This window comes from Streptomyces sp. NPDC096046 (genome assembly GCF_040303285.1).
Taxonomy (GTDB): Bacteria; Actinomycetota; Actinomycetes; order Streptomycetales; family Streptomycetaceae; genus Streptomyces.
Map to the genome: position 1 here is coordinate 114719 of NZ_JBEOSZ010000016.1, position 14717 is coordinate 129435.

The 14717-nt window shown below is 71.0% G+C and carries 8 protein-coding genes and 2 pseudogenes; 5 read left to right on the forward strand and 5 right to left on the reverse strand.

Translation table 11 applies throughout. The features are described from left to right. Positions 1-282: 282 nt before the first annotated feature. The 3 genes from ABTX62_RS16790 to ABTX62_RS16800 all read right to left on the reverse strand — a co-directional run bounded on the left by ABTX62_RS16790 (position 283) and on the right by ABTX62_RS16800 (position 4590). Positions 283-1818, reverse strand: coding sequence for a fused MFS/spermidine synthase (locus tag ABTX62_RS16790; protein ID WP_352116857.1), 1536 nt, complete (start codon positions 1816-1818; stop codon positions 283-285). Positions 1819-1866: 48 nt separating this feature from the next. Then, positions 1867-1989, reverse strand: coding sequence for a hypothetical protein (locus ABTX62_RS16795; protein WP_352116858.1), 123 nt, complete (start codon positions 1987-1989; stop codon positions 1867-1869). Between the two features lie 129 nt (positions 1990-2118). Continuing rightward, positions 2119-4590, reverse strand: a complete 2472-nt coding sequence (locus tag ABTX62_RS16800) for a SpoIIE family protein phosphatase (RefSeq protein ID WP_352116859.1) — start codon at positions 4588-4590, stop codon at positions 2119-2121. A gap of 812 nt (positions 4591-5402) precedes the next feature. Between ABTX62_RS16800 and ABTX62_RS16805 the strand changes: the two genes are divergently transcribed. Then, positions 5403-6917 (forward strand): glycoside hydrolase family 43 protein, encoded by a 1515-nt coding sequence (locus ABTX62_RS16805; RefSeq protein ID WP_352116860.1) that lies wholly within the window; start codon positions 5403-5405, stop codon positions 6915-6917. A gap of 138 nt (positions 6918-7055) precedes the next feature. Further along, a pseudogene (locus ABTX62_RS16810) lies at positions 7056-7100 on the forward strand (hypothetical protein); the annotation flags it as partial. A 168-nt stretch (positions 7101-7268) separates the two neighbouring features. Here the strand turns inward: ABTX62_RS16810 and ABTX62_RS16815 are convergent. Further along, a pseudogene (locus tag ABTX62_RS16815) lies at positions 7269-8036 on the reverse strand (RICIN domain-containing protein); the annotation flags it as partial. A gap of 510 nt (positions 8037-8546) precedes the next feature. On the opposite strand from ABTX62_RS16815, the gene ABTX62_RS16820 reads away from it, so the two are divergent. The 3 genes from ABTX62_RS16820 (at position 8547) to ABTX62_RS16830 (ending at position 13629) form a co-directional block, all read left to right on the forward strand. After that, complete coding sequence (locus tag ABTX62_RS16820) at positions 8547-10139, forward strand: glycoside hydrolase family 43 protein (protein WP_352116861.1); 1593 nt, start codon at positions 8547-8549, stop codon at positions 10137-10139. Between the two features lie 277 nt (positions 10140-10416). Further along, positions 10417-13116, forward strand: coding sequence for a helix-turn-helix transcriptional regulator (locus ABTX62_RS16825; RefSeq protein ID WP_352116862.1), 2700 nt, complete (start codon positions 10417-10419; stop codon positions 13114-13116). Between the two features lie 315 nt (positions 13117-13431). Further along, the gene (locus tag ABTX62_RS16830) at positions 13432-13629 is read left to right on the forward strand and encodes a DUF8691 family protein (protein ID WP_175437358.1); all 198 of its coding nucleotides are present in this window, start codon (positions 13432-13434) and stop codon (positions 13627-13629) included. Between the two features lie 457 nt (positions 13630-14086). On the opposite strand, the gene ABTX62_RS16835 is transcribed toward ABTX62_RS16830, so the two are convergent. Then, positions 14087-14329: a DUF5302 domain-containing protein gene (locus ABTX62_RS16835; RefSeq protein ID WP_352116863.1), complete on the reverse strand. Its 243-nt coding sequence runs from the start codon at positions 14327-14329 to the stop codon at positions 14087-14089. Positions 14330-14717 lie beyond the last annotated feature (388 nt).

Consider the following 14717-nt stretch of genomic DNA (forward strand, 5'->3'; position numbering starts at 1 on the left):
GTCCGTCGGGACGCAGTCGGCCTTGCCGTCCCGGTTCCCTTGCCACTACTGCCTCCTCGGGATACCGGCCACGGCTCGTGGTGTGCGACGACAGTGCGGCGTTGCCCCGGTGGCCAAGGCAATGGATCCCTCATGCTGTGCAGTCGTCGCGGTTGCCGAGCACGGTTCGGCCGGCCGCAAGGAGGCGGCACCATCACCCGCGTACCGCTGCGGAGCGGGCCCCGGCCGCGTTGTGGGGCGCAGGGTTCGCACCGGACCGTCCCGTCACCGCGAGCATCCCTGTCATCGGCCGCTCTGCGGACTGTAGGGCTGGAGGAGTTGGTCCACGGGTGCGTGATCGTCGGTGAGGAGTTGGGCATCGCCCGTCCAGGAGGTGAGGTCCTGCCCGGTGGTGATCCTCCAGCCGGTTCGCCGGGCGTCGAGAGCTTTCTGAACGGCGCGCAGAGCGACCGGCCGGTCGGACGCGAGGACCACCAGGTTGCCGCCGACGACGTCGGCAGCCGTGCCCTGGCCCATGTCGGCGGGTTCGCCGAGGAGGGCGACGTGCTCGAACGTCTCGTCCAGGGTGGCCACTTCGGCGCGTGCGAAGTCCATGCCGCCGTGGTCGATGAGGTTGGCCACGTACAGACCTTCCTCGTTGAGCACACGCCGTACATCAGCCATCGCTTCCGCCGTGGTCAGGTGCCAGGGGACACTGACGCCCCCGAAGGCGTCCCCGATGACCAGGTCACGACTGCCGGTCTCCAGCCGCCGCAGGCCCAGCCTGCCGTCCTCGACGCGTACGTCGACACCGGCTTGCGATCGCAGTCCCAGTTGCTCGCGGTTGATGCGCACGACCCCGCCGTCGATCTCGGAGACGAGGCTGTGCGTTCCGGGCCGCGTGGCCGCGAGGTAGCGGGGAAGGGTGAGTCCGCCGCCGCCCAGGTGGTGGGCGATGAGTGGTTCACGTTGCGGGAAGGCGGCGTCGACCACCGACGCGATGGCGCGCACGTACGCGAACTTCAGCTGGGTCGGGTCGTCGACGTCGACGTACGAGTGCCGCAGGCCGTCCAGTACGAGCGTGCGGCCGTTGCCCCCGTCCGGGTTCGCGACGACCCGTGCACAGTGGTACTTGGTCTCCACGTCGCAGCCCCCGGGCGCCGCCGAGACGGCGAGACCACCGGCCAGGACCACGGCTGTCAGTGCGGGGGCGCCGCTCCACCCGCGGGTTCGCCACTCGATCCACGCCGAGGCTGCCACCAGCAGTGCCCCGAGGCCGAGCAGTATGCCGCTGACCGGCAACCGCGACACGAGGACGAAGCCGGTGAGTACGGTGCCGACGATGGCGCCGACGGTGCCGATCCCCGAAAGTCGGCCGACCACCGAACCGGTCTCTGCCAGGTTGGTGAGACGCAGCTTCGTCACGAACGGGGTCACCGCGGAGAGCAGCGCGCCCGGCACCAGGATGGTCAGTGAAGCGATGACCAAGAGCACCGCGGGCGCCCACTCCGCGGTGCCGCGCAACACGGACGGGGTGAGCGCCACCACCGCTCCGGACACTCCGAGCGACGGTCCGATGAGCCGGCGTGGATCGACCTGGTCCGCGATGTGCCCGCCCAGCCAGGATCCGAAGGCGATGGCGGTGAGCGCGATGCCGATCACCATGGTGCTGGTCTCGAGGGTCAGGCCGAGGTAGGGGGCGAGCAGCCGCAAGGCGACGATCTCGACGACCAGAACCGCTGCCGAGGATCCGAACACCAGCATTGCGGCGGCACGAGGACCCAGACCGACACGGCGGGGCGTGCTCTCGGCAACGGGCGACGATGACGATCCGGTCACGGGCGCCATTCTTGCACGCAGCCCACAGCCGGAACGGCATCGCGTCAATCATCGTCCTTCGGCCCCACCCCTGTTGGGGTTGATGACGTAGTCGCCCGACGGAGTCTTCGACTTCTGGATCAAGGTCTTCGCCCGGTTCTCGACGGGCTCCACGGCCGTCTTCTTCGTCATCCGGCATCGCCTCGGACGGCATCGCCGACTGGCCCGGGCGGAGTCGTCGTGCGTCACGACACCGGCCGACCGGGCTGTTTCGGAGCTTCCCGGAGTGTGACTCCGTGCAGCGCATCATCGAGGCGGGCGTCAGCCGTTCGCGCGCGGCCGGCCGTCGTCGCGCTCGGGCTCACGCGGCAGGGGCTGCTCTGCCCAGATCGTCTTTCCGAGGGAGGTCTGACGACTGCCCCAGCGCTCGGCGACCTGGGCCACGAGCAGCAGTCCGCGTCCGCCCTCGTCGAAGACCCGGGCCCTCCGCAGGTGCGGGGCGGTGCTGCTGCCGTCGGAGACTTCGCAGACGAGTGCGTCGGCGCGGATGAGGCGCAGCTCGACGGGGCCGTTGCCGTACCGGATGGCGTTGGTGACCAGCTCGCTGACGATCAACTCGGTGGCGAACTCGAGCTCGGCCAGCCCCCAGCTGTCCAGCTGCTCGGCCGCCATCTTGCGGGCCCCGGCGACGGCGGCGGGATCCATGGGCAGCCGCCAGGTGCGGACCTGGTCGGCACCGAGCCTGGAGGTGCGGGCCAGGAGCAGGACGATGTCGTCGGCAGGAGGGCCGGGCGGTAGCGTGCGCAGGACTTCGTCGCAGGTGTCCTCCAGATCGGCGGCCGGGCGGCGGAGCGTTTCACTCAGCAGGTCGAGTCCCACGTCGATGTCGCGGTCGGGGGCCTGGATCAGGCCGTCGGTGTAGAGGGCGAGCAGACTGCCCTCGCCCACGTCGATCCGGGCGGCCTCGAAGGGCAGTCCCCCCAGACCGAGCGGCGGCCCGGCGGGCAGGTCCAGCACACGTGCGGTGCCGTCGGAGGACACCAGGACGGGCGGCGGGTGTCCTGCCCGTGCCAAGTCGCAGCAACCGGTGACGGGATCGTAGACGGCGTAGAGGCACGTGGCCCCGACCTCTCCCGAGGCCTCCTCCGCCTGCCCCCGCGTCTCCGGGCCTTCCTCCCGGTCGAGGCGGATGACCAGGTCGTCCAACCGGGTGAGCAGCTCGTCGGGGGTGAAATCGGCGTCGGCGAGGGTGCGTACCGCGGTGCGCAGGCGGCCCATGGTGGCCGAGGCGCGTACGCCGTGGCCCACCACGTCGCCGACCACCAGCGCGACCCGTCCCCCGGACAGGGCGATCACGTCGAACCAGTCGCCACCGATCTCGTCGCCCGAACCGGCGGGGAGGTACCGATAGGCGAGGTCCACTGCCTCCGCGCCCGGCAGCCGCTCGGGCAGCAGGCTGCGCTGGAGGGTGAGCGCGGTGCGGTGCTCACGGGTGTAGCGGCGGGCGTTGTCGATGCTCACGGCCGCCCGGGCGGCGATCTCCTCGGCGAGTGTCAGATCGTCGGGGACGAAGGGATCCGCTGTGCGGTGCCTCAGAAGCTGCATCACGCCGAGGGTGATCCCCCGTGCGCTCAGTGGCACCATCATCACCGAATGGATCTTGAATCGCCTCATGCTCTCGGCGCGGGCCGGGGACGCCGTCGTCCATGCGCGTAGCGGTGGGTCGCCCACGCTGTAGTGGCTGCCCCGACCGGTGATCAAGGCCTGCGCCGGTGGGGAGCCGGGAGGGTAGACGTCGGTGTCACCTGTCCGGACGACGGATTCCGGGCATCCCTGGAGTACCGACCGTTTCGCGGTACGGCGGCAGACGACCGGAGTTCCGGGGGGTACGGGTTGCGGCTCGCGTCCCTGGACGACCGACTCCAACAGGTCGACGGAGGCGAAGTCGGCGAACCCGGTCACCGCCACCTCGGCCAGTTCCTCTGCCGTACGGGTCACATCGAGCGTGCTGCCGATACGCACGCTGGCGTCGTTCAGCACGGCGAGGCGACGCCGGGCCCAGTACTGCTCGGTGATGTCGATCACCAGCGCCGACATCCCCGACACCGCGCCCGTCGGGCCCTTGAGCGGGGAGAGGAAAAGCGACCAGGCGTGGTCGCGGACCTCGCCCGAGGCCCGGAACGGCTGATTCTCGCGGAAAATCATCTCGCCTGTGCGCACGACGTGATGCTGAAGGCGATCGATCTCGTCCATGGGTGGGGTGGGATAGATCTCCCACAACGTCCGGCCCCGCATCTCCTGCGGTGTCAGGCCCATGGCCTGGCTCATCACCTGGTTGCACGTGACGAACCGTGCCTCACTGTCGTAGACGGCCACGGGCAACGGGAGCTGCGCGAGCGTGAGGTCCCACAGCTCCGCCGTGCCCGCGTCGGTCGGTGCGGAGGCGTACGTCGTCACCGCTCGGGTGACGATCCAGTGGGGACCCCCGTACGTGTCCACCAGCGGCGTGCCCCGGAGCTGCACGGTGACACGGTCTCCGTGCCGGTTCCGCAGCACCACGTCACTCGTCCACGGTTCCCAAGCGGCCAGGTGGCGCCGCATCGAGACGGGCAGCCGCGCGGCGAGCAGGCCGGCGGCCTGCCGACCCACCACTTCCTCGCGCCGGTAGCCGAGCAGTCGCCCGGCTCCGGCGCTCCACATCATGACGAGTCCGCGGGCGTCGATGACGACCGCGAAGTCGTCGGGTGCGGCTACTCCCCTTACTCCTGTGGTCGTGTCGGGCTCGTATTCCATGGGATATCCCGACCTCGTTCCTGCCGCACCCCGGCACGGCGCCGCGCCACCCGTCATGGGCGCTGCCTCCAGCATCCCGCCGCGGGACACGGCGCTCAACCGGCCACGGCAGGCCGGACGGCCGACGTGCCTCGGGGAACAGACTTGCGGGGCGTCGTCCGGGGGCCCCGCTCGACGAGGGCGTCTGCCGCATCCCTCAGCGTGCGATGCGAGGCGGTCGCCCCCTCGCTCCGGATCCGAACGGCGCCCGGGCCGCCGGGCGGCGTGCCGGTGACGTCCGCCCCTGCGGCATGTACGCGTACGGCCCACGGCCTCGGCGCGCACCGCCGAAGGCCGTGTCCGGCTGCCCACGCCCGCGTCGGCGGGCGGTGGGCCCGCGGGGGCCGGTACACGAGGCGCCCATCACTCTCGTCCCGTCGGTACGTCGAAGCGCTTCGACTACGCAGTCATGTCGCTGAGCTGTCCATACAGCAGGGCAGAGCTATCAGTTGTGGTCGGGACCCTTGTTTCGCACGGGAATTGTCCGCTAGTTTGCGCCTGGTGGTGAAGCGCTTCGAAACCGGCCACAGGAGGGCCGCCTCGAAAGGGCCCATATGACCGAGGAACTCGGGGCCTTCCACTGGGGGCACGCGGCACTTCGCCTCGACATGGTCTTCCCCGACGACGGCAGCACGCGCCTCACATAGCACCCGGTGAGGGCGGAGCCTGCCGGCTGCGCTCGCCCACGGTGGGCTGCCTGACCCGGCACGGCGAGTCCGGATTCGCCCCACCACGACACGCCCACATCACGAACCGACGAGAGGACCTACCGGGTGCCCCCTCTGCGCCAGCCGGACGGACGCTCCACCAACCCCGTGATCCCCGGCTTCCACCCCGACCCCAGCGTCTGCCGCGTCGGCGACGACTACTACCTGGCCTGCTCCAGTTTCGAGTACTTCCCCGGGGTGCCCCTCTTCCACAGTCGTGATCTGGTGCACTGGACGCAGATCGGCAACGTGCTGGACCGGCCGGAGCAACTGCGCCTGCCCTCCTGCATGCCGTCCTCCGGCGGGATCTACGCCCCCACCCTGCGCCACCACGACGGCCGCTTCTGGCTGATCGTCACCAACTGCAGCGAGGGCGGCGGCAATCTGATCGTCACGGCCACCGACCCCGCCGGACCGTGGTCGGACCCCATCTGGGCGCCGGGCGTCCCCGGCATCGATCCGGACCTGGTCTGGGACGAGGACGGCACCTGCTGGTGCACGGTCGCCGGGGTCTCCCAGGTCCGTATCGACCCGTCCACCGGTCAGACGCACGGGACACCGCACAGGCTCTGGTCCGGCGGTCCGGACGCCAAGGCTCCGGAGGCGCCGCACCTGTACCGGATCGGCGACTACTGGTATCTGCTCATTGCCGAGGGCGGCACCGAACGCGGCCACGGTGTCTCGATCGCCAGGGGCCGTACGCCCGCCGGCCCGTTCGAGCCGTGCCCGGCCAACCCGATCCTCACCCATCGCGGCACCGATCACCCTGTCCAGAACACCGGGCACGCCGACCTGGTCCAGGGCCCCGACGGCTCCTGGTGGACGGTGCTGCTCGGGGTCCGGCCGGGCGGTGGCACCCCGGGCTGGCACGTGCTCGGCCGGGAGACCTTCCTGGCACCCGTGACCTGGGTGGACGACTGGCCGGTCGTCGGCGAGGTCGCCCTGGACCTGCCCGAACCGCCGTGGCCGCTCTCCCCCGGCCCCGTCGAGGGCCACCGGGACGACTTCGAGCTCGCCGAGCTGCGACCGTCCTGGATCTCCCTGCGCGACCGGCCGGCCGAGCACTGCACCCTCAAGGAGCGCCCGGGATGGCTGACGCTCCGCGCGCGGGGCGGCTCCCTCGACGAGCCCGACGTGGTGTTCACAGGCAGGCGCCAGCAGCATCCGTCGTGCCGGGCGCGCGTTCTGGTGGACACCGCTGAGGGAAGCGGTGGTCTGGCGGTGCGGCTCGACGAGCGGCATCACTACGCGATCGAGGTCTCGGGCACGCGGGTCCGGGTGGTCGCGCGCGTGGGCTCCCTGCGCACGGTCGTGGCCGCGCGCTCCGTGCCCGCCGGGCCGGTCGTCCTCGCCGTCACGATCTCGGAACCGCCCTCTCCGCACGGGCCGTGCACAGGACCCGACGTCGTCTCCCTGGGCGTCGAACAGCCCGACGGCACGTTCACCGAGCTCGCGAACCTCGACGGCCGTTACCTGTCGACCGAGGTCGCCGGCGGCTTCACGGGCCGGGTCATCGGCATGTACGCCGTGGAGGGCACCGTCCACTTCGACTGGTTCGACTACCGGCCCCTCGACCGCTGAGCCAGGCTCTCTCCCTCCGCTGACGGGGATCAGGACCAAGCCGGCCGGTGATCGCGACCAGGGCGTCGACGCCACGCTCGAGGCCCGGTTCTCCAAGGGGCCGCCTGACAGATCGACGTGGCCACCCACGGCACTCCGGTGCTGACGAACGCCACGGGCACGGCCGAGAAGTTCACCATTCCCATGAAGTACCGGGGTGACCGGCTGGCGACCATGGAGGCCCGTACCCCGTCGGCACCGCCGGTCAGGTGGTCCTCGTGCGACTCCCTTCCGGGCGTGCCGGGACCGGGCCTCGGCGCCGGGCTGTCTCGGTGCGCTCCCGATGGCGCCGTGGCCGGTGGACGACGTCCCTCACGTGCGGTTCCACTTCTGGCCGGCCTGACCGTTGCAGGTCCACAGGACCAGCGGGGTTCCGTTGGTGGTGGCGGCGCCGTTGACGTCGAGGCACAGCCCGGCGCGGACGTTGCGGATCGACCCGTCGGTGCCGACGGTCCACTTCTGGTTGTCCTGGCCGTTGCAGGGCCAGGAGATGACCCGGGTCCCGTTGGCGGTGCCCCGCTCGTATGCGTCCAGGCACTTGTCGCCGAAGACGCGGATCTCACCACCGGCCCAGGTGGTCCACAGCTGGTTGGCAGCCGTGTGACAGTCCCAGATCAACGCCGTGGCCCCGGCCGCGGTGGAGGCTTTGTCCACGTCCACGCACCGGCCGGACGCGCTGCCGCGCAGCCGCGAGGTGGTGGCCGCCAGCGGGCTGCCGCCGCTCACCCGGAACACGGCCACGCCGTGCGCGGGGACGCTCGCCGAGATCTGCCCGGATGTGCTCGACGTGCCGCCGGACCACAGGTCGGTGAGCGTGAACGGGCCGCCGGCCAGGCCGACTTGCGCGGCGGTGGTCGTGATCGTGGCCGTGCCGCCTCCCCGGTTGAACAGGCCCACCGCGACGGAGCCGTCGGACAGGGGCTTGGCGAACACCTCGGTGCCGCCGTCGTCGCGCACCCTGCGACCACCCGCGCCCAGCGGGTCCTGGTTCACCGCCAGGAGACGCGGATTGCGCAGGATCGCGCTCACGTCGGCGGACATGGTGCGGATGTCGTTGCCGGCCATGAGCGGGGCACTCAAACCCAGCGGAGGGGTGAGCGCCGGGCTGCCGGGTGCGGCGGAGGCGGTGGAGTGAGCGGAGGCCGTCACCGACGCGGTGATCGTCAGCGCGGCGGCCGCGAGGAGACGGAGCAGTCGTCTGCCTGATCGTATGGGCACCTCGGGTTCCTTTCGTCGGCACGCCGACACGAGACAAGGGATGGCTGCTGAACCGCCGTCCACCCTTAGCAGGTACATGACAGTGACGATCATTCGAGATTTCGACCGGCTTTCGGATCGTCGACGCCACGGATACTAGGGAGGTGGCCGAGCTTGTCAACCGTGCCGACCGTGCGGGATGCCCATCAGCGCACGCTCCACCACGGACCGCGAGACAGCGAAATTTTCGGAGAGTCGCACGAATCATGCGAGACCTATTGACGGGAGCTCTCCACCCCCTAGCATCCAGGACGCTCGCGAGTCGACACCCGTTCTCCATCTCGAACACGACAGAGGGAGCGACGCATGGATATGTCATGTTCTCGTCAATTCATGGATCGTCGCCGGGTACTTGCCGCCGGCACCGGCTTGGTCACCGGTGCGTTCCTGCCGCTGGCCGGAGCCTCCCGGTCCGCCGCGGCGGCCCCGGCATACACGAACCCGGTCATCTGGCAGGACTTCGCGGACATCGACGTCATCCGCGTCGGCGCCACCTACTACGCCTCCGCCTCCACGATGCACTACTCACCCGGGGCGCCGCTCCTGCGTTCGTACGACCTTGTGAACTGGGAGATCGCCGGTCACTCGGTGCCCGTCCTCGACTTCGGCGCCAAGTACGACCTGAACGGTGCCCGTGGCTACGTCCGGGGCGTCTGGGCGTCGTCGCTGGCCTACCGGCCGAGCAACAGGACCTTCTACTGGCTCGGCCAGATCGACTTCGCCAGGACCTACGTCTACACCGCGACCGACGTCGAGGGTCCGTGGAACCGGCACACGACGATCAGCACGCCCTACTACGACGCGGGCCTGCTCGTCGACACCGACGACACCCTCTACGTGGCGTACGGGAACACCACCATCAGCGTGGCCCAGCTCTCGCGCGACGGGCGCACCCAGGTCCGCACGCAGCAGGTGTTCACCACACCGTCGAGCGTCGGCACCTTGGAGGGCTCGCGCTTCTACAAGATCAATGGGCAGTACTACATCTTCCTGACCCGCCCCGCCAACGGCCAGTACATCCTGAAGTCGTCGAGCGGCCCCTTCGGCCCCTACACGATGCGGCAGGTCCTGCTCGACCTGCGCGGGCCGATCCCCGGCGGTGGCGTGCCGCACCAGGGCGGGCTGGTCCAGACGCAGAACGGCGCGTGGTACTACATGGCCTTCGTGGACGCCTACCCCGGCGGCCGGGTGCCCGCCCTGGCGCCGGTCACCTGGACTCCGGACGGCTGGCCCGTCGTACACCTCGTGAACGGCGCGTGGGGCACCTCGTACCCCAGGCCTGCCGTGCCCACCCCACCTCGTCAGGTCACCCCCATGATCGGCGTCGACACCTTCGACGGCACGCGCCTCAAGCCGAGGTGGGAGTGGAACCACAACCCGGACAACACCAAGTGGTCCGTCGGCAACGGACTGACCCTGCGGACCGCGACCGTCACCAACGACCTGTACTGGGCCCGCAACACCCTCACCCACCGCATCCAGGGGCCCACCTCCACCGCGACAGCCCTGCTCGACTTCTCCGCGATGCGGGACGGAGACCGGGCCGGACTCGCGCTGCTGCGTGACTCCTCCGCCTGGATCGGTGTGAAGCGCGACGGCGGCGCGACACGGGTGGCGATGGTCGACCGGCTGACCATGGACGGCAACTGGAACACCACCGGCACCGGCACCGAGGTCGCGAACGCCACCGTCTCCGGCACCCGCGTCTGGCTTCGCGCGAGCGCGGACATCCGCCCCGGAGCGGCCCGCCCCGGCACCTTCTCCTACAGCACCGACGGCACCCACTTCATCCGCCTCGGTCCGGCCTTCTCCCTGGGCAACGACTGGCGGTTCTTCATGGGCTACCGATTCGCCCTCTTCAATCACGCCACCCAGGTGCTGGGCGGCGCGGTCCGCGTCTCGCGGTTCGAACTGTCGACCCCCTGATCCGATCTCAGGCTGGAGACGGGCCGATCACGGAGTATTCGGCACGGAGCCGCGGAGAAGACACAGGGCGAGTCCAAGCAGGGCGTGCACCACCGCTCGACGGTCCGCCTGCCGACAGCGAGGGCGGCGGTCCTGAGGATCGCCGAGCACCTCCTGGCACGCGCCCACGTGCAGGTCAGCGGGTCGATGGCGCGGTCTGCCGTGCACCGGTACGGGAAGGCTGGGATGCTGAGGAAGGAAGCGCTGCCCAGGACATGGCCCGGACCCGACAGGGGTGATGAGCACCGTGGCGGACATCCATGCGAGTGCTCAAGGATCCGCGGTTCCCATTGTTCCGGCGCTGTCGCCCACCGACCCTCTGGGCGATCCGTTTCTGCGCACCCGGTTCGCCCTCCCCGCGAGGCCCCGGACGTACCTGCGGCGACAGCGGCTCGTCGACCACCTCGACCAGGCGCTCAGAACGCCGCTGACCCTGCTCAACGGCCCGGCCGGAGCCGGCAAAACCCTGCTGGCCGCCGATTGGGCCTCCGGGCTGGGACCGCCGGTCGCGTGGGTCACCCTCGACCGAGGCGGCGACCATCGCCCCGGGGTCTTCTGGTCCTACGTCCTGCAGGCTCTGCGCGCCTGTGGCGCACCGGCATCCGACGCGGTCGGGGCCCCTGACAACGCCTCCAAAGTGGGCGACAGGCTCCTGTCCTCACTTGCCGCGGAACTGAGCGTCCGAGACCGGCCCGTGCTCCTCGTGCTCGACGCGTACGACCGTGTGACCGATACGAACGTCGCGGAGCAGTTGGAGTTCGTGCTGCACCACGCGGGCCCGGGTCTGCGCCTCGTCCTGGTCACCCGCACCGAACCGCTGCTCCCGTTGCATCGCCACCGGGCGGTCGGCGACCTCACGGAGATCCGCTCCGCGGAACTGGCCTTCACTCCCGAAGAGGCCGCCACACTGCTCGAACTGCACGGCGTTGACGTTCCGATCCAGGCAGCGCGGAACCTGGTGGACCGGACCCGGGGCTGGGCGGCCGGTCTGAGCCTGTCCGCCCTGGCCGCCAGGGAGAGCTCCGACCCCGAGCACTATTTGAAGGAGTTCGAAGCGGACCGCAGCACGGTCGCGGACTTCCTGCTCGCCGAGGTTCTCAAGGGACAGACGCCGCAGGCACAGGACCTCTTGCTGCGCGTCAGCGTCCTGGAGCGCTTCTGCCCCGATCTGGCCAACGCGCTGACCGGCCGTATCGATGCCGAACCCCTTCTCACCGGACTGCACCGCCAGAACGCGTTCGTCGAACGTCTCGAGCACACGTGGTACCAGCTCCATCCGCTGTTCGCGGAGATACTGCGGGCGCACCTGCGCGTTCGCCTGCCCGGAATGGAGCCGGAACTCCACAGACGGGCCGCGCGGTGGCTGCGTCGTCACGGCCACCTGCCGGAGGCACTCGCCCACAGCGCCGCCGCGGACGACTGGGATCTCGCGGCCGGTGCCCTTGTGGACGACCTGGCGATCGGTCGACTCTTCACCGGTCCGGGCTCACACGACCTGGCGCGGCTGTTCTCCCCCATGGGGCCCGAGGCGAGAAGCCCGGCCACGGACCTCGTGCGTGCCGCCCACGACCTGTCCCACCACGACGTCGATCATGGCCTGGCCCGTCTGCACCACGCCCAGGAGCAGCTTGCCGGTGATGCCCGCGACGTCGCGGCCGCCCGGCTGAGCTGTGCACTGCTGGAAGCCCTGGCCGCCCGGCTTGCCGGATGCCCCGCACGGGTGGAGGAGGCCGCCGAGTCGGCCGCTGGACTACGGCAGGAGGTACCGGCTCACCTCCTGGACAAGCATCCCGAACTCACGGCCCTGTTGCTGACCCATGTCGGCTCGACGCTCCTGTGGGCCGGGCGTTTCCGGGACGCTCGTGCCGTCCTGACCACCGTGGCCGGGGCTCCCGGTGCGGCATCCACCAAGGCGCCCCGGGAGGAGGCGATGGGACACCTGGCCCTGCTCGACTACCTCAACGGCTGGCCCGGCAGGGCGGAGCGCAAGGCGCTGGCCGCGCTGCCCGAGGCCGATCGGCCCGGTTCGGCCCAGCCGTCCGGATCCGGGATCGGACGGCTCGTCCTGGCCGCCGTGGCCGTCGACCGCGACGAACTGGACCGGGCTCAAGCCCTCATCGACGAAACGGCCGCTCTCCCCTTGAGCACACGTGATCCCGTGATGGCCGCGGGGCGAGCCCTCGCCGCAGCACGCCTCCTCATGGCCAGGGGGGAGATGCGCGCCGCTGTGGAGGCGGCCGACCCGGCCGTCCCCGCCGCCGTGACTTCCCCATGGGCGACGAGCCGGGAAGCGCTCGTCTCCTCGGCCGCCCACCTGGCCGAGGGTCGGCCGGACAGAGCCACCGAGGTGCTCCGGGCCGTCTCCGTCGACCAGCCCGTGTGCGCTGTGGAGGCCGCGTCGATCCAGCTCGCCGCACGACGTCCCGCGGCAGCCCTCGACCTGCTCGACAGCCTCCACGCCGAGGAACGGACCGGCCCGGCGGTGTCAGTGGGGGCAGCGCTGGTGAGGGCCCGGGCCGCCGACGCGGCCGGAGACACCGCCACCGCCCGCAAGCTCGTGGCGCGGGCACTCCTCGACGCCCGGCGTGAGCGGCTGCGGCGTCCGTTCCTGGATGCCGGGGCATGGATCCGGCCGCTCATCACCACGGGTCCGCTGCACGATCTGGCGGCAGGCTGGCTGACGCCCGCTCCGCCGCCCCGCGGCGAGCGGCCTGGACCGCAGCCGCCGCCCGCACCGCTCGTCGCGGTGGAGCTGAGCGCACGCGAGCGGGATGTCCTGGAGCGTTTGGCCCGGATGATGTCGACGGAGGAGATCGCCGCCGATCTCTGTCTGTCGGTGAACACGGTGAAGACCCACCTCAAGAGCATCTACCGAAAGCTGGCGGTGAACCGGCGGGGCGAGGCGGTGCGCCGAGCACGCGGCCTTCGGATGCTGTGAGGACGTGGCGCGGCGGCGGCACCGCCACCGAGGCGGCGGCGGACGGCAGGGACATCGACCGAGGCGGGAGGCGCCGTCCGCCCTCTCCCCCGTCGGCAGGACCCGACACTGAGGCCACGGTCACCGTCATCCGGCCCACCACCGCTCTGTATGCGCTGGTCATGGCCGCTTTCATGTCGTCGACGCAGCACCGCGGCTCATGGCCGTCACCGGCCGGGTCACCTGCTTCGGGTGAGGTCGAACCGGGCAGGGGGGTGGACGATGACGGAAAGGGCGCCATCCGCCTGTCTTGGGCAGCCGTGGGAGGACAAGCTCGTGCGCTACGAGATCCGCGTCGAGGGGCATCTCTCGGAGACACTGGCCAAAGCGTTTCCGGAGCTGGGCCATGTGGTGATGGCCGGCCAGACGGTCCTGTTCGGCCCGGTCGTGGACGAAGCGCACCTGTACGGGCTGCTGGCGCGCTGCCAGTCACTGGGACTGCGTGTCGTGGAGATGCGGCCGGTGCCGGAATGAGGCGACCGGCACGCCGTGTGTCCGGTCGCCCTGGGCCTATCAGATGGCGGAGGGGAACCCGCCGGCCCTGGGGGGCGAGCAGCGGGAGGTGCTGTGCGGGGCCCGTACAGCACGCCTGCCCTCGGGAGAGATACGAGACCGCCGACCGCAGCAGCCGGTGAACAGCAACAGCGGTGCGAGCAGCGGCATTCGGCGTATGCTTCCACCCGCCCGGTGCGGCTCGCGGCGGGCTGCCGCTCGCGTACTCGGACCGGCGCGGGTGATCGTACTCAGCCGCTGCGGTGGCCGGACGCGGGGTGAGGTCGCGGCGGCGCTTGTACACCTCGGCAAGGTGCACGGCTCCCTGGCGGCGGGCCGCCACGGCCCCTGCCTCGTCAACCGGGCAGGACCCGGCCCACCTCATCGGTGGGGCCGCCAGGCCGTGTCCTGCCGAGTCTCATCCGGCGGCCGTGGTCACTCAGCCTCCGCTCTTGCGCCGGAACGACCGCTGATTCGCGGCCGGGCCGTGCGCGCCGCGGATCTTCGACCCGTGGGTGTTGGCGGCGAGGTCGGCGGCGTCCGCCTGCATGCCGCGCTTGCGCGCCAGAGCCTCCCGAAACTTGCGCTTCAGGTCGGACTGACCCTCATCGACGGGCGAGAGGTCGGTGTTCTCGGCGTCAGCCGACTCCGATCCTTCTTGCGCTGCGGACTCTGCGGCCATGGTGACCTCCTGGGCTAGGACGCTGGAGAGCACAGCTTGTCATGCCGGGCACCGCGTGAGCGCCGCCGTCGGCAACGCCGAGCGCCGTGGCTCATGGCTGTCGCCCAGGCGCGTGAGCTGTCACGTTGTCGCGGGCCGGTCGCCTCCGAGACGAACCGGTCCTCGAGCCCGCCGAAGTCGGCGGCCGTGGAGCAGTCGGCCGCCGTCGGCAAGGATCAGCGTCAGAACAGCCGCCCCTGGCAGCCTTGTCGGGCAGCGCGCGGAGCGGGCCGGCCGGTTACCGCCGGGGCCGGTTCGTCGCCGAAGAGGGGGGCCGTGCCGCACTCGTCCAGCTCGGCCGGGATCCGTCCGTCCACCTCCGCGCGCGGCGGCGCGTCACGGTCGAACT